The organism is Stappia sp. ICDLI1TA098, from assembly GCF_054880955.1.
The window spans coordinates 169363-184684 of the sequence record NZ_JBTZBT010000003.1; the positions used below are offsets into that span (position 1 = coordinate 169363).

At 65.6% G+C, this 15322-nt stretch carries 14 protein-coding genes; 4 read left to right on the forward strand and 10 right to left on the reverse strand.

What is annotated here, in order from left to right:
* Positions 1 to 29 precede the first annotated feature (29 nt).
* A complete protein-coding gene (gene leuD, locus ACSLUQ_RS15790) occupies positions 30 to 635 on the forward strand; it encodes a 3-isopropylmalate dehydratase small subunit (RefSeq protein ID WP_417771555.1) in 606 nt (201 codons plus the stop codon).
* A gap of 78 nt (positions 636 to 713) precedes the next feature.
* Here the strand turns inward: leuD and ACSLUQ_RS15795 are convergent, their stop codons facing one another.
* The 4 genes from ACSLUQ_RS15795 to ACSLUQ_RS15810 all read right to left on the reverse strand — a co-directional run bounded on the left by ACSLUQ_RS15795 (position 714) and on the right by ACSLUQ_RS15810 (position 5943).
* Positions 714 to 3377, reverse strand: a complete 2664-nt coding sequence (locus ACSLUQ_RS15795) for a TonB-dependent receptor (protein WP_461809075.1) — start codon at positions 3375 to 3377, stop codon at positions 714 to 716.
* Between the two features lie 214 nt (positions 3378 to 3591).
* The gene (locus ACSLUQ_RS15800; RefSeq protein WP_461809076.1) at positions 3592 to 4572 is read right to left on the reverse strand and encodes a FecR family protein; all 981 of its coding nucleotides are present in this window, start codon (positions 4570 to 4572) and stop codon (positions 3592 to 3594) included.
* 112 nt (positions 4573 to 4684) lie between these two features.
* Positions 4685 to 5209 (reverse strand): RNA polymerase sigma factor, encoded by a 525-nt coding sequence (locus tag ACSLUQ_RS15805; protein WP_417771552.1) that lies wholly within the window; start codon positions 5207 to 5209, stop codon positions 4685 to 4687.
* A gap of 236 nt (positions 5210 to 5445) precedes the next feature.
* A complete protein-coding gene (locus ACSLUQ_RS15810; protein WP_417771551.1) occupies positions 5446 to 5943 on the reverse strand; it encodes a MarR family winged helix-turn-helix transcriptional regulator in 498 nt (165 codons plus the stop codon).
* A gap of 253 nt (positions 5944 to 6196) precedes the next feature.
* Between ACSLUQ_RS15810 and ACSLUQ_RS15815 the strand changes: the two genes are divergently transcribed.
* Complete coding sequence (locus ACSLUQ_RS15815) at positions 6197 to 6619, forward strand: organic hydroperoxide resistance protein (protein WP_417771550.1); 423 nt, start codon at positions 6197 to 6199, stop codon at positions 6617 to 6619.
* 121 nt (positions 6620 to 6740) lie between these two features.
* Here the strand turns inward: ACSLUQ_RS15815 and ACSLUQ_RS15820 are convergent, their stop codons facing one another.
* Positions 6741 to 7244 (reverse strand): cyclic nucleotide-binding domain-containing protein, encoded by a 504-nt coding sequence (locus tag ACSLUQ_RS15820; RefSeq protein WP_417771549.1) that lies wholly within the window; start codon positions 7242 to 7244, stop codon positions 6741 to 6743.
* 123 nt (positions 7245 to 7367) lie between these two features.
* Entirely contained in the window at positions 7368 to 8090 is a 723-nt protein-coding gene (locus tag ACSLUQ_RS15825) for a glycoside hydrolase family 25 protein (protein WP_417771548.1), read from the reverse strand.
* 292 nt (positions 8091 to 8382) lie between these two features.
* Here ACSLUQ_RS15825 and ACSLUQ_RS15830 point away from each other — a divergent pair, with 292 nt between their 5' ends.
* Positions 8383 to 9186: an exodeoxyribonuclease III gene (locus tag ACSLUQ_RS15830; RefSeq protein WP_461809077.1), complete on the forward strand. Its 804-nt coding sequence runs from the start codon at positions 8383 to 8385 to the stop codon at positions 9184 to 9186.
* Between the two features lie 53 nt (positions 9187 to 9239).
* Here ACSLUQ_RS15830 and ACSLUQ_RS15835 read toward each other — a convergent pair whose 3' ends face one another.
* A complete protein-coding gene (locus tag ACSLUQ_RS15835) occupies positions 9240 to 10214 on the reverse strand; it encodes an NADPH:quinone oxidoreductase family protein (RefSeq protein ID WP_417771546.1) in 975 nt (324 codons plus the stop codon).
* Between the two features lie 168 nt (positions 10215 to 10382).
* Here ACSLUQ_RS15835 and ACSLUQ_RS15840 point away from each other — a divergent pair, with 168 nt between their 5' ends.
* Positions 10383 to 10943, forward strand: coding sequence for an RNA methyltransferase (locus ACSLUQ_RS15840; protein ID WP_417771545.1), 561 nt, complete (start codon positions 10383 to 10385; stop codon positions 10941 to 10943).
* A 16-nt stretch (positions 10944 to 10959) separates the two neighbouring features.
* Here ACSLUQ_RS15840 and holA read toward each other — a convergent pair whose 3' ends face one another.
* Genes holA through leuS form a run of 3 tightly spaced genes read right to left on the reverse strand, consistent with a single transcriptional unit; the run spans position 10960 to position 15181 of the window.
* A complete protein-coding gene (holA, locus tag ACSLUQ_RS15845; protein ID WP_461809078.1) occupies positions 10960 to 12009 on the reverse strand; it encodes a DNA polymerase III subunit delta in 1050 nt (349 codons plus the stop codon).
* A gap of 6 nt (positions 12010 to 12015) precedes the next feature.
* Positions 12016 to 12585: an LPS assembly lipoprotein LptE gene (gene lptE / locus ACSLUQ_RS15850; protein ID WP_417771543.1), complete on the reverse strand. Its 570-nt coding sequence runs from the start codon at positions 12583 to 12585 to the stop codon at positions 12016 to 12018.
* Positions 12572 to 15181, reverse strand: coding sequence for a leucine--tRNA ligase (gene leuS / locus ACSLUQ_RS15855; protein WP_461809079.1), 2610 nt, complete (start codon positions 15179 to 15181; stop codon positions 12572 to 12574). The genes lptE and leuS overlap by 14 nt, the downstream gene beginning before the upstream one ends.
* Between the last annotated feature and the right edge of the window lie 141 nt (positions 15182 to 15322).

Consider the following 15322-nt stretch of genomic DNA (forward strand, 5'->3'; position numbering starts at 1 on the left):
GCCCCTTATTTTGCAGGAGACCACAAGAGATGGAAAAATTCGACAAGCTTGAGGGCGTGGCCGCTCCGATGCCGATCATCAACATCGACACGGACATGATCATCCCGAAGCAGTTCCTGAAGACGATCAAGCGGACCGGTCTCGGCAGCGCGCTGTTCCACGAGATGCGCACCAATGACGATGGATCCGAGAACCCGGATTTCATCCTCAACAAGCCGGCCTACCGCAACGCCAGGATCCTTGTCGCCGGCGACAACTTCGGCTGCGGATCGAGCCGCGAGCATGCACCATGGGCGCTGCTCGACTTCGGCATTCGCTGCGTGATCTCCACCAGCTTCGCCGACATCTTCTACAACAACTGCTTCAAGAACGGCATCCTGCCGATCGTGGTCTCCGAGGAGAACCTCGAGAAGCTGATGGATGATGCGCGCCGCGGCGCCAACGCGACCATCACCGTCGATCTCGAGGCCCAGGAAATCCGTGGCCCCGATGGCGGCGCCGTCAGCTTCGACATCGATCCCTTCCGCAAGCACTGCCTGCTGAACGGCCTCGACGACATCGGCCTGACGATGGAGAAGGCGCCGATGATCGACGGCTTCGAGAAGCAGATGGCGGAGACCCGCCCCTGGGCCTGACCGGCTCTCGCGACAAATCGAAAACGCCCGGCCAATGGCCGGGCGTTTTGCATTTTCCGGAAGCTTTGCCCACGTCCCTCAGAACTTCGCCGTCACCGACGCGTAGACCGTCCGCCCCGGCGAAGGCTGCTGCACCAGGCTCAGCGGATCGACGTAATACTGGTCCGTCAGATTGTCGACGCGCAGGGAGCCGGTGAGCGTGTCGCTGAACTGGTACTCCGCGAACACATCGACCAGCGTATAGGGATCCCACTGGATCGCGCTGATGAAGGACGTGAGACCGCGCGCCGTTTCCTCGCCGTGGGAAATCGCCCGCGGCCCGACATGGGTGACGCGTCCGCCGACCGTGAGCTTGTCCTCCAGCAGCTTTTGCGACAACGTCAGACCGACCATGTACTCCGGCGGCACCTGGTTGGTGGCGTAGTCCGCGTAGAGCGAATTGTTCTGGCAGGTGCCCGACGTCGGGCAGAAGGCGACGTTGAGGTAGTAGTTCGCCGAAAGCTCGGCCGAGAAGCCGGCCCATTCGTAGCGCCCCGAAAACTCCAGGCCTTCGAACTTGGCCCGATCCAGATTGTAGACGATCAGGGCGGAGTAGACGAAGCCACTAGATGCCACCAGATCCTCGCGCCATTGGCGCGCCAGATAGTTGGTCACGTTCCAGTTGAAATAGCCGAACTTGAACATGCCCCGGTCGTCATCGGCGAAAAGCCCCTCCTGAACGACATTGGCGCCGATCTCCCAATTGTTGGAGCGCTCCGGCTGGAGGTTGGGATTGAAGCGTGTGCTGTATCCGGTGAGCGCCTCCATGATCGACGGCGACCGCAGCGCGCTGGAAAAGCGCGCATACAACTCCACGCCGTCCAGCGGCCTGACCGTAACCCCCACCTGCGGGCTCCAGCCGCCGACCGACAGGGACTGACCGTGGAAATCGTCGGCGGTGAGCGTCGGGTCCCCCTCGGTCCGGTCCTTGGTCCACAGATGCTGGTAGCGCAGGCTGCCATCGACCGTCAGCCAGTCCGTCAGGTCCCACTTCGCCTTGACGAAGGCGGCGGCCTCCTCACGCGTGCCATTTCGGACCTTGAGCCAGTCTTCCAGGACGATCGTATAGGGGCTGGGCTCGGTCTCCTCATGCAGGAGGGAAAGACCATAGGTCAACGAAAGCGCGCCAAGGCCCGTATCCACGCGCGAGGTATTGGCGAGATCCGCGCCCCACATCAGATTGTCGGTGCCGACACGAAAGTCGGACGCCAGGCCGAGGTCCTCGGGCTGCACCGGCGACCATTGCGTCCCTGCCCGGCGGGGGTTCCGCAACTGCAGCCAGGTCACCCAGAAATTGGCTTTCAGATCCACGTAGTCGTTGTCGAGCGGATCATAGTGATAGGACGACGTCACCGTGTCGAGCTGACTGCCGACCGTCTGGGCCTGCTGCTTTGCCTGGCTGGCGTCCGTGGCAAAACGCGATGCCAGCGTGTCGCCGGCCTCGCTTTCGAAGCGGGTGTAACCGAGCTTTACCGTGTGCTCATCGCCGAAACGGAACGTGCCCTTGGCGATGACCGACTTGGTTTCGAGCTGCGTGTTCAGCACCTCCTCGCCGGCGCGATAGTTGGCAAGCCCGGCGTTCTGGACATAGTCGCGGTAGTCGAAGGAGTCGGGCCAGCAGTTGCCGTTCGGGCAATAGGGCGTGCGCCCCAGGTGTTCGAGTTCGGCGGAATCCCCGTTCTGGCCGGCATGATAGTTGCCGCGCTTGCGATAGGCATAGCCCAGCAGCAGGTCGACATTCTCCGTCTGCATCGCGCCGACGATACTGCCGGAGCCCTGAGTGGGCATCAGTGCCGGCGGCCTGTCCATGCCGGTCGTCGATGTGGAGACGACCGGATTTCTGCCGAATAAGTTAAGGATGGAATAGCCTGCGGCCGTGCCGGCAACAGGGGTACTCGTGTTGGTGCCCATCGTGCCTTTGAGGCGCACGCCAAAAGTCTTGCCGTCCTCGACGATATCCGAGGCCTCGATCGTGGTCATCTTGACCGAACCGGCGATGCCGTTGGAGGCGGCGTCCGATCCCTTGGTGATATCGACGCCACCGAGAAAATCGGGATCGACGAAGGTGCGGTTGGAGACGCCCTGGTAGCCCTGGTAGACGTTGACGGAATTCATCGCGCCGTCGACGGTCACCGCGACACGCCCCATGCCCTGCATGCCGCGAATGTTCACATCCACGGAACTGCCGCTGTTGCGGGACTCGCCCGACAGAACGCCCGGCGTTCCGCGAAAGATGTCGGCCGGGCTCGACGTCCCGAAGCGCTCGATCTGCTCCTCGGAGATATAGTCGGTGGGCGCCGGGTCGAAATAGGGGGCATCGACGCTCGCGCCACTGCCGCCGATGACAATCCGGTCGAGGCGCGAGGCCTCCTGTCCACCGCCGGCCACGGCGGGAAGCGCCCCCATGTCGGTGATCGTCACCGACGTCGGACCCGTGAACCCGTAGCTCAGGCCCGAACCGGCAAGCGTCGTGGCGAGAGCCTCCTCGGCCGTCATCGTGCCGCGAAGCGCCGGGGCGCTCGCCCCCGAGGCGACCGCGGTGCGATAGGCAACCTGCAGGCCGGCCCGATCGGCGATCCTGCGCAGCGCCTGGCCAAGCGGCATCCCCGGCTGGTCGAAGTCGATGGAGCGCGCCGATTGCCCCAGCGCGACCGGCATTCCGGAAAACCCGGGAAGCGCTCCCGGCCAGAGAGCGGTTCCCATCAACAATGTCATGGCTACCCGACGGCAAGCACGCCGGGTGGACTGTCGTCCAGTTTCGTTGGTCGGCATCTGACCCCAAACCTCGATTTCGGAAATTACCCGTGCGGGCGATCGCGCGAAGGGTTTGGGTGGTGCTCGCCTGGACCCTTCATCACATTGACGCGCAAGAGGCGCGACTGCCTAAAGAGGAAGGGTGCTTTTTTCGCGGAACCGATCAGGAGAGCAGGATGAGCACGCCCGGAACACGGCTGGTCGACAGGCCCATCGTTCCGGCAAGCGTACGCAGGGCGACGAGCGGTTCGCCGGTGGAGACCACCGCGCTGACGGGAATGTCCTGCGCCACCGTGGGCGCAACGACAACCCGCTCCGGCAGATAGCGCGCGATCTCCGCGACCGCCGTACCGAAGGACTGTCCCTCGAAGATCAGGCGCCCCGAGCGCCACGCAAGAACCGCATCCATGTCGACGGGGACCGCCGGCCGCGGCCACTCCCCGTGCGCGTAGCACGTCTGCTGGTCGGCCCCGACCGCGACGGACGCAGCGCCCGCCAGATCGGAGGAACGGCGTGACCCGCTGACGTGCACCCACCCTTCGCTCACGGAAACAATCGTGTCGCCCGCGAGTTCCTTCACCGTGAAGAGAGCGGCGAGCGTCTCGCTTTCCCCGCCAAGCGAGGCGACCTGGAAGGGACCTTCGGAAGCGCCGGCGATCCGAAACTCCGCTTCTCCGCGCAACAGCGCGACGCGGCGCGCCCCCCCCTGGAAATCAAGCGCAAGCGCGCTGTCGGTGTTGAGAAGAACGGTCGACCCGTCGGGCAGGGAAAACTCCGCCTGCTCGCCGACGGCGGTCGCGAGATCGGCGTTCCACCACACCTCGAGCCTCGGTGCGGCGAGGAGACCGACGGTGGCAGCCGCGAGAGCGCCGCTTCCGGCGAGAAATGCCCGCCTGCCAAGCCGCGCGTCGCGCAAGGGCGCTGCTGGAATGGCGCCTCGGCGCCCCCCGGCCCGCCTCTCCAGAACCTGAAGTTCCTGCCAGAAATCGCGCTCGCGCTCGAACGCCACCCGATGCGCGGGAGCCGCGTCGCGCCACGCCTTGAAGCGGGCCATGTCCTGTGCGTCGACCTTGCCGGACGTCAGCCGCACAATCCAGTCGCGCGCTTCCAGCGCCGTGCGGCGGTCGCTGTCCGATGGTGTCACGGGCTCGAACATCTCGTCGGTGCCACTTCCCAAACAAGTGGGCGCTCGCTCGCGCGCCCTGCTACCTTATAGACGGGTCACGGCGCGCGGTGCCTAATCACGTCGGCCAGGATTATTCGTCGAACGTATCGCGCACCTTGGCGAGCCGCTCCAGCGCCCGGCGGATGTGGTAGTAGACCGCCTCGTCGCTGATGCCCAGCTTCTCCGCGATCTTGCGGTGCGAGATATGCTCGATCCGGTTCATCAGAAAGATGCGCCGCGTCTTCTCGGGCAGATTGTCGAGCGCCAGGCACACGGCATGAAGGCGCTGGCGGGCGATCAGCGTCCGTTCGGGCGAGATCTCTTCCGCCCCTTCCCACAACACCTGGGAAAGCTCCGTATCGATCTCCCCCCGGCGGCGTTCCTTGCGCAGGTGATCCGTGACCGTGTTGCGCGCAACCCGCGTGACGAAGCCCACCGGGTTTTCGATCGGGGCATCGAGAGAAGCCGCCTCGAGGCGAAGCCAGACATCCTGCATCAGGTCCTCGGCAATCGCCCGGCTGCCGATGCGCGCCTGGGCGACGGCCTCAAGGCGCGGACGCGCCTTCACGAAGGCGCCGATCAGATTTGCAAGCTGCAACCGTTTCACAAAATTCACTGCCGGCTCCGGCACGCCCCATGCGCCGCCACATACGCGCCCTAGACGATGTCAAAATTCGCCGCAATGGCAATGATTTAGAGGCATTCAAAACTATAGGGATAAACATGTGCAAAATACTCATGTTTAGTCCTTGATTCCCTTGGCCTGTCGCGCCGGCGCCTCTGGCCCGCGCAGGCTCTGGATCCGGGACCGTCCCAATGGCATTTGTGAGAATATGTTGCAGTTTCGCAACATCACGGCACAGCCCGCGGTCCGTTTGCCTGTGTCGTGTTCAAAGCCGCCCTCAAGGCTTCAAGGTCTTCCTTGAAGCGGGCGAGATCGACACCCGATGCCATGCAGGCCGAAGCGATGCGCTCCGGCACGCCGCGCGCCTGGAGCTTCAGCCTGGCCCCCTCCTCGCTCACGCTCACCAGAACCCGTCGTTCATCCGCCGTATCGCGGCGACGCAGGACGAGGCCCGCCGCCTCCAGCCGCTTGAGCAGCGGCGTCAGCGTGCCGGAATCGAGAAAGAGGGCCTCGCCAAGGCCTTTCACCGATGTCTCGCCGCGCTCCCACAACACAAGCATCACCAGATACTGGGTGTAGGTGAGCCCCAGCGGAGCCAGCACTCCCTGGTAGACGCGGCCGAGTGCCAGTGTCGCGGAATTGAGCGCGAAGCAAAGCTGTCGCGAAAGCCGAAGCGGCTCGTCAGCGTCTCCGAACCCAGGTGTTTCGTCCCGATCCTGTTCCATCTCGGACCTTTCTTGCGCGTCGACCCGGTCTTTCCCTCGAGCGCAGCCGCGCCATATGGGCGTTGAACGCCCGCTCTCACATGCTGCTGCATCCCCACTGCGGGACTGTGTGTCAAGTTTCTTGCAAATAATTATATTGTACAAAATTCAATTGCGCACTATCTATTGGTGACAAACGGGCGATCCTACGCCGACTGCATCAGGCTTCGGGGCACCCGCGAATTTGACTGAACGGACGGAAAAGGAGACCGACATGGCCATTCTCTACACAGCTCACGCCTCCGCCACCGGCGGCCGCACCGGCACGGCGAAGTCCGACGACGGTCGGCTCGACCTGACGCTCTCGACGCCGAAGGAACTGGGCGGCGACGGCGGACAGGGCACCAATCCCGAGCAGCTCTTTGCCGCCGGTTATTCCGCCTGCTTCATCGGCGCGATGAAGGCCGTCGCCGGCAAGGAGAAGATCAAGCTTCCCGCGGATCTTTCGATTGCTGCAGACGTCGGCATCGGACCGCGCGAGGACGGCACCGGCTTCGGCATCGCCGTGACGCTCAACATCTCCCTGCCGGGAATGGAGCCAGATGCCGCGAGGGATCTGGTCGACAAGGCCGATGTCGTCTGCCCGTATTCCCACGCCACCCGCGGCAACATTCCGGTCGAGCTGAAACTGGTCTGACGCACCTGTCGGCAACGCCTGTCGGGGCGGAGGCCGCAAGGCTTTCGCCCCGATTGCGTTCAGCGGGCTGGCGGCCCGGTGTCCGCGAGGATGGCAAGAGAGACGGGGGAAATGACCGGCCTCAGCCGACGGTGTCGGTGTCCGCAGCGTTCCGCAGATCGCGCGCCGCGCGGATCTCCAGGCTTTCGCGCTCGATCTGCTCGAGAACCGTGCCGACACGCCCCAACGCACCGACGGTCTTGCGGAATTCGGCCGCGCGAGCATCGAAAAGCCGGCGAGCGATGTCGGGAAACTCCTGCAGCATGCGCTTGAACAGCGCCCGACGGATGCGGATCACCTCGGTCGCCCCGCTTGCCACGGCACGGGCCGGGCGGCGCGTTTCGACGAGCAGAGCCGTTTCACCGATCAGGCTGCCGGGACCATAGGTGGCGGCCTTCACGCCCTCCTCATCGGTCTCCAGCCTCACCGCGCCGCTGGCAATGACCAGTCCGGCGTCGGCGCGCTCGCCGGCGATGAACAGCACTTCTCCATCGCGAAAGGACACATTCTCGGCCGAGAAGGCGAGCAGCCGCAACTGCTCGTCCGGGAACTCGGAGAGCAGTGGTACCTGACGCAGGAGATCCATATCCCGGGCTAGACTCATGCCTTGAGAAGTACGCCGAAGCCGGCGACCTGCACAAGGCTCTTCTGGCCCGCACGGCCCCTGCCTGGGGATGCCTGAGGAAAGGATCCCCAACCAGGGCGCGGCTCAGCGCTCGCGCTTGCCCTTCAGCCAGTCGCGCCACTGCGAGCGGGACCCGTAGAAGACATTGCGGTCGACATTGCCGGCAACGCCGTCCACCCGACCGGTCGCGGTATACTGCCAGAACACCCAGTTCGTGCGTTTCTCGTATTTCCGGTCCGGATGGCTCGCGACCGAGCGCAGCCAGAAGTCATAGCCGTGCTTGGCACCGACAAGCCGGTCGCGGTGAAAGTCTACGGACGAGTAGATCACCGGACGCTTGCCATAGTGCGCCTCGACCGCCTCCAGGAAATGGCGCATGTCGCGAATGACCGACTCGCGCGGCGGGCGCTCGCGGCAGGTCTTGGAGTGCGCGTTCCACTCCATGTCGAGCACCGGCGGCAAGGCGTCGGGATCGACCGGCACATTCTGGATGAACCAGGAAATCTGCTCTTCGACCGGACGGCAGAAATAATAGAAGTGATAGGCACCGCGCGGAACGCCGGCGGCCTTCGCCTTCAGCCAGTTGGTCATGAACTCCGGATCGACGTAGTCGCCGCCCTCGGTCGCCTTGATCCAGGCGAACTCGGTGCCGGCCTGCCTTACCCGGTTCCAGTCGATGTCGCCCTGATAGCGCGATACATCGATGCCGTGGATTGCGAAATCCTCCGGCGTTGGATCGGGAAAGTCGAATGCCGTGCATGCCGTTAGGAACAGACTGCAAATCAGGCTCAACACGCGCGTGGACATCGCTCTCTCTTCGGTCCGGCCCCCTCAACTGCGCCGCACCGTATGGGCAAACCGTTAAGGAAGCGCTTACCAATGAACCGCAGCGGAAATGCGGAGACGGAAAAGTCCGCGGAAGCGGTCACGCAAACGTGATCGCCCCGCAGCGGAGGTCCCGCGCGGCCGGGCTGCGAACAGCCCCTTGCAAGGTGATGCCGTCGCCGACCCGCTCGGCCCTTGCCCCGCCGCCGCTTTGCTGGCATTCCAGCCTGACAGCCTGTTCACCCGTCTCCCCCGTGCAGTTCGCGAGCCCGCCATGACCGACCGCCTGACGATCGCCACCTGGAACATCAACTCGGTGCGCCTGCGGCTGCCGATCGTCGAGAAGCTCATCCTGGAGCATGCTCCGGACGTGATCTGCCTGCAGGAAACCAAATGCCCTGACGGGAATTTCCCGCTCTCGCCGCTGCGCAAGCTTGGCTACGAGCACATCGCGCTGAACGGGCAGAAGGGATATCACGGGGTGGCGACGCTCTCCCGCCGTCCGTTCACGGACGAGGCCCGCGTCGACTATTGCGCCAAGGGCGACAGCCGGCATCTCGTCACCGGCATCGAGTTCGCCGGCAACCGCTTCGCGCTGCACAATTTCTATGTTCCCGCAGGCGGCGACGAGCCCGATCCCGCGATCAACGACAAATTCACCCACAAGCTCGCCTTCCTCGACGAGATGGCGGAGCGTTTCGCCGCCGAAACCGGCCCGCGCATCGTCGTCGGCGACCTGAACGTCGCCCCCTATGAGGAGGACGTGTGGTCGCACAAGAAGCTGCTGAAGGTGGTCAGCCACACGCCGCTCGAATGCGAGAAGCTCGAGGCGGTGCGCCACGCGGCAGGGCTTGACGACGTGATGCGGCGCTTCGTCCCGATCGATGAGAAGCTCTACACGTGGTGGAGCTACCGCGCCCGCGACTGGTCCGCCGCCGACAAGGGGCGACGCCTCGATCACGTCTGGGCAAGCCCGGAACTCGCCGGCGCGGCCACCCGCATGGAGGTTCTGCGCGACGCACGCGGCTGGGAGAAGCCCTCCGACCACGCCCCCGTTCTGGTGCGCCTAGAGGCGTGAGACCGACGCCGGGTTGAAGCTGCCCGGCGTCCCTCGTTCTTCGCGCCTCGCCCTCAGGGGCGGATGATCACCTTGCCCTTCGCCTGCCTGTCGGCAATGCGGCGCAGCGCGGCCGGCGTCTCCTCAAGCGGATAGATGCCGTCGACATGCGGAACGACGCTGCCCTGCGCCACCCATTCGAGCAGTTGGGCCATGCCGTCGCGATGGTCCTCGGGCTCACGCACAATCGCCTCGCTCCAGAAAACGCCAAGCACATCGCAGCCCTTGAGGAGCAAAAGATTGAGCGGCAGTTTCGGGATTTCGCCGGCGGCGAAGCCGATCACGAGATAGCGCCCCCGCCAGCCGGTCGCCCGCAGCGCCGCCTCGGCATGGGTCCCGCCGACGGGATCGTAGACCACATCGACGCCGCAGCCATGGGTGAGCGCCTTCAGCCGCTGCTTCAGGTCCTCTTCCTCGTAGTTGACCAGTTCGTCCGCGCCGTGCGCCTTCGCCAGCGCCAGCTTTTCCGCGCTGGAGGCGCAGGCGATGACGCGCGCGCCCATTGCCTTGGCGATCTCCACGGCGGCAAGGCCGGTGCCACCCGACGCCCCGAGCACCGCGACCGTCTCGCCCGGCTCGAGCCGCGCGCGGTCGCGAAAGGCATGCAGCGCCGTGCCATAGGTGACGGTCAATCCGGCCGCGACCTCATCGGCAACCCCCTCGGGCAGCGCGACCAGATCCTCCTCCGAGGCAATCACCGCCTCGCGCACCGCGCCCCACTTGACGTAGCCCATTACCCGATCGCCCGGCTCGAAGAGCTCCACCCCCTCGCCGATGGCCAAGACCCGTCCGGCGAACTCGGCGCCCGGCGAGAATGGCAGCTCCGGCCGAAACTGGTATTTCCCCTGCAATATCAAGGTATCGAAGAAGTTGAGGGCCGCCGCGCCAACCGCGACAAGCACCTCACCGGGTCCAGGCTCCGGACGGGCGATCTCGGCAATCACGAGATCTTCCGGCGGTCCCAGACGTTCGCAAAGAACGGCTTTCAATCCTGTATCCCCCCAATGGGCAATACGCCAGAGTGGCGCAAACAGACCCCGTAAAAGTGCCTAGCACATCGCCATCATGGTTAAAAGTTCGTGAAAGCCCCATCGCTTGCCTTGGCGGCTTTGCGGGGGTATGCCCCGAGCATCCATTCTCAAGACAGGGCAGGTGAAATGCGCGGTTACTTCGCCGTCGGTGCCGAAGGCATCTCCAAGCCGATGAACCTCGGCAACCTGATGCGCTCGGCACACGCCTTCGGCGCAAATTTCTTCTTCACCATCGATGCCCATGACCGCATCCGCAAGGCGCCGCCCTCCGACACCTCCAAGAGCTCAGGCCACCTGCCGCTGTTCCACTGGCCGAGCATCGACGCCATGGACCTGCCGCACGGCTGCCAGCTCGTCGGCGTCGAGCTGACCAGGGACGCGGTTGACCTGCCGAGTTTCATGCACCCGCTCCAGGCCGCCTATGTACTGGGCCCCGAGCGCGGATCGCTGTCGCCCCGCATGCAGGCCGCCTGCTCGCACATCATCAAGATCCCGACCAAGTTCTGCCTGAACATCGCGGTCGCCGGCGCCATCGTCCTCTACGACCGGCACCGGGTCCATGGCCAGTATCCCGAGCGTGCCGTCTCCAGCGTCAATCCCAGAACGGAACGGCCGGTGCACCGCCACGGCGGCCCGATCATGCGCGTGACGCGCAAGCTCTATCAGGGAGAAGACGCGCCGGAATAAGGCGCGCAGGCGATTTTCAGCGCCGCGCGCCGCGGGCACGCGACCGCGCGACCCGCGCAAGCGTGAGCAGCACGTCGCCGACAAGCGCGGCGGCAAGCGCCGGCGACTGACGGGCATCGGCCACCACGCGCCCCAGCCGCTCGCCGGCGCGCGCCAGATCCTCTCCCGACCACAGTCCAAGCTGCCGGGAGACCATGTCCTTGCGCTTGTAGAAGACCGGCGGCCGGGCGCCATCGACCACTTGGGAGGGCGACTGCCCCCGGTCGACCGCGGCCCGCCCGCGGGCCAGAAACTGGAAATGGCGCAGCGCCGAGCCGGCGATCACGTCGACGCGCTGCCCGGTCGCCTCCAGCCGCTCGAGCCCGTGGTCGAGCGTGACCAGATCGCCAAGGGCGGCGGCGTCGATCAGTTCGTCGACCGCGAAGGCGGAGGCGTCGCCGATGATCGCCTCGACGTCGGCGGCCTCGATGCGCTCCCGTCCGTGGGCATAAAGGCAGAGCTTGCGCACCTCGCCGCGGCTTGCCAGCCGGTCGGCGCCCAGAAGCCCCATCAGCGCCTGGCGCGCCTCGCGGGAGATCGAAAGTCCGGCCTCGCGCAGCTCCAGGTCGATCACCCGCTCCAGATCGCGCTCGGCATCGGCATAGCAGGCGATGGCCACCGCCTTGCGGTCGCTCTCGACCTTCTTGCGCAGGCCGACGCCCTTCTTCAGGTCGCCAGCTTCGATGACGACAAAGGCGGTTTGCGGATCGATGGCGCCAAGCAGAGGGTCCACGGCAGGCGACAGGTTGCGCCCGGCGCCGTCGCGCACCCACACGACACGGCGGCCGCCGAACAGCGGCACCGTCATGACCTCGTCGATCAGCCGTGCAGGATCGGAGACAACGTCGCCGCCGTCCAGCTTGACCAGCGAGAACGGATCGTCGACGCCCCCGGAAGCGGCGTCGACAAGCATGCGGGCACGTTCCGAGACCAGCCCGACATCCGGGCCGAACACGAGAACGAGCGGCACGTCCGCCGGTGGACTGGCGACGAAGCGTTCGACCTCAGCCGCCTTCAGGGCCACCATGAGCGGTCAGCCGCGCGTGGCGAAAAAGCCCGCGAGCCGTGTCTGCAGATCGCCGGCGACCATCTTGGCCGCCCGGTTCTCCGCGTCGCGCTGGGCCCGCAGGTTGGCGAAACGCTGGCTGGAGAAGTCGAAGGACGCCGAGCCGAAGGCCTTGCCGGTCTTCAGCGTCTTGCCCGTCGCGGCATCGCTCAGCACGTAGCTCGCGTTCACCGTGACCGTATAGGCCGAGGGAACATCGGCAAGGCGCTCGACACCGATCTCGTTGAGAGGACGGTCGATCAGGATCTTCAGCCGGTAGCGGGTCGGTGCCGCCTCGCGACCGCGCGTGAAGCCGAAGATCAGCTCGTTGCGCAGCACCTGACCGACCCGGTCGAGATCCTCGTCGGAGGCCGTCTCGACAGGGTCGATGTCGATGGCGGCGAGCTCTTGCACCAGCGCCGGCGATCCCGCCGGCATCGACAAGGTGCCGTAGAGCGGACGCACCTGGCAGCCGCCAAGCGCAAGCGCGGCGACGACAAGCGCCGACAGAGCGACATGTCGCGCCAGGCGACGGGAAGCGAGATCAGACGACGACATTCACGATCCTCTGCGGAACGACGATGATCTTGCGCACCGGCTTGCCCTCGAGCGCACGCTGCACCGCCTCAAGCTGCAGCGTAGCCGCTTCGACCTCCTCTTTGGAAGCCTCGCGTGCGACGGTGATGTCGGCGCGCTTCTTGCCGTTGATCTGCACTGGCAAGGTGATGCTCGCCTCGACCAGCAGCGTCTCGTCGACCTCCGGCCATCCGGCCGTTGCCAGCAGCCCCTCGCCGCCCAGCGCAACCCAGCATTCCTCCGCCAGATGCGGCGTCATCGGCGCCATCATCTTGGCCAGGAAGAGCGCGCATTCGCGTACGGCGAAGGCCATGTCATCGTCCTGCGCCCCGCCCTGGAACGCCTTCGACAGCGTGTTGACGAGCTCGTAGAGACGCGCCACCGCCCGGTTGAAGGAAAGCGCCTCGATATCCGAGGAGATCGCCGCACAGGACTTGTGCGTCGCGCGGCGCAAGGCGCTTGCCTCCGCGCCGATGGTCGCCGGACGTTCCGCCGTCGGCACCGCCTCGGCGATCTCGGCAAGCAGGCGCCAGACACGCTGCATGAAGCGCCAGGCGCCCTGCACACCATCCTCGGTCCACTGCACATCGCGCTCCGGCGGGCTGTCGGAGAGCATGAACCAGCGCGCCGTATCGGCGCCATAGGTCTCGATGATGTCCGTCGGATCGACCGTGTTGCGCTTGGACTTCGACATCTTCTCGATGGAGCCGATGGTCACCGGCGAGCCGTCGGCGGCAAGAACGGCGTGCCGCTCCTCGCCTTCGCTCTCGATGCGCACCTCAGCCGGCGACGCCCATGCGCCGCCTGTCGTGCGGTAGGTCTCGTGGGTGACCATGCCCTGCGTGAAGAGCCCCTTGAACGGCTCCTTGACGCCGAGATGCCCGGTCACGCTCATCGCCCGCGCGAAGAAACGCGAATAGAGAAGATGCAGGATCGCGTGTTCGATGCCGCCGATATACTGGTCGACGGGCAACCAGGCGTCGGCAACCGCCTTGTCGGTCGGCGTCGCCGCCTTCGGGTCGGTGAAGCGGACGAAGTACCAGGACGAGTCCACGAAGGTGTCCATCGTGTCCGTCTCGCGCCGCCCCGGCTTGCCGCAGTTCGGGCAGGCCACGTTGCGCCAGGTCGGATGACGGTCGAGCGGATTGCCCGGCTTCTCGAAGTCGATGTCGTCGGGCAGGCGGACGGGCAGGTCGGCGACCGGCACCGGCACGACGCCACAGTCGTCGCAGTGGATGACCGGGATCGGGCAGCCCCAGTAGCGCTGGCGCGAGATGCCCCAGTCGCGCAGCCGGTAGTTCACCTGGCGTGCGGCCTGCGGCGCGCCGTCGATCTCCCGCGCCTCGAGGCGCGCGGCGACGGCCTCCTTCGCCTCGGCGATGGAGAGCCCGTCCATGAAGGACGACTTGTAGATGGTGCCCTCTCCGGTGAAGGCCTCTTCGCCGACCTCGAAGGTCGCCGGATCCGCCCCCGTCGGCAGCACCACCGGACGCACCGGCAGCCCATACTTGCGGGCAAAGTCGAGATCGCGCTGGTCATGCGCCGGGCAGCCGAAGATGGCGCCCGTGCCATAATCCATCAGAATGAAGTTGGCGACATAGACCGGCAGCTCGATGGAGGGATCGAGCGGATGGGTCACACGCAGCCCGGTATCGACACCGGCCTTCTCGGCCGTCTCGATGGCCTCGGCCGAGGTGCCGATGCGCCGGCACTCCTCGATGAAGGTGGCGATCTTCGGATTGTCCTCGGCCAGCTTCGCCGAGATCGGGTGATCCGGCGACAGGCCCATGAAGGACGCGCCGAACAGCGTGTCCGGCCGGGTGGTGAAGATCTCCAGCGTCGTATCGCCGGTCGGTGCGGGCTGCGTGAAGGCAAAGCGCACGCGCAGCCCCTCGGAGCGGCCGATCCAGTTCTTCTGCATCAACCGGACCTTCTCCGGCCAGCGATCGAGGTCGTCGAGCGCTGTCAGCAGCTCTTCCGACCATTCGGAGATCTTGAAGAACCACTGGGTCAGCGCGCGCTGCTCGACGAGCGCGCCGGAGCGCCAGCCGCGTCCGTCGATCACCTGCTCGTTGGCGAGCACGGTCATGTCGACCGGATCCCAGTTGACCTTGGAATTCTTGCGATAGGCGAGCCCGGCCTCGAGCAGATCGAGGAACAGGTGCTGCTGCTGGGTGTAATACTCCACGTCGCAGGTCGCGAATTCACGATTCCAGTCAAGCGACAGGCCCATGATCTTGAGCTGGCCGCGCATGGTCGCGATGTTCTCGTAGGTCCAGTCGCGCGGGTGCACCTTGTTCTGCATGGCGGCATTCTCGGCCGGCATGCCGAAGGCGTCCCAGCCCATCGGATGCAGCACGTTGAAGCCGCGGGCCCGCTTGTAGCGGGCCACGACATCGCCCATGGCGTAGTTGCGCACATGCCCCATGTGGATGCGCCCCGACGGATAGGGGAACATCTCAAGCACATAGTATTTCGGCCGCGGATCGTCGTTCGAGGTGGAGAACACCCCGGCTTCGTCCCAGACCTTCTGCCAGCGGCTTTCCGCCTCGCGGGCGTTGTATCGCTCCGTCGCCATGATTGTGGTTGCTTTTCTCGTGACCATTGCGGGATAGACGTGGCGCGACTGTCACCAGAAATCCGGCCCCGGGTCAACCTGCAAGGCACCCGCCGCCTGCAAGGGCCGTGCCGCGCGCGTCGCCCGCAACCTCCGGATCCG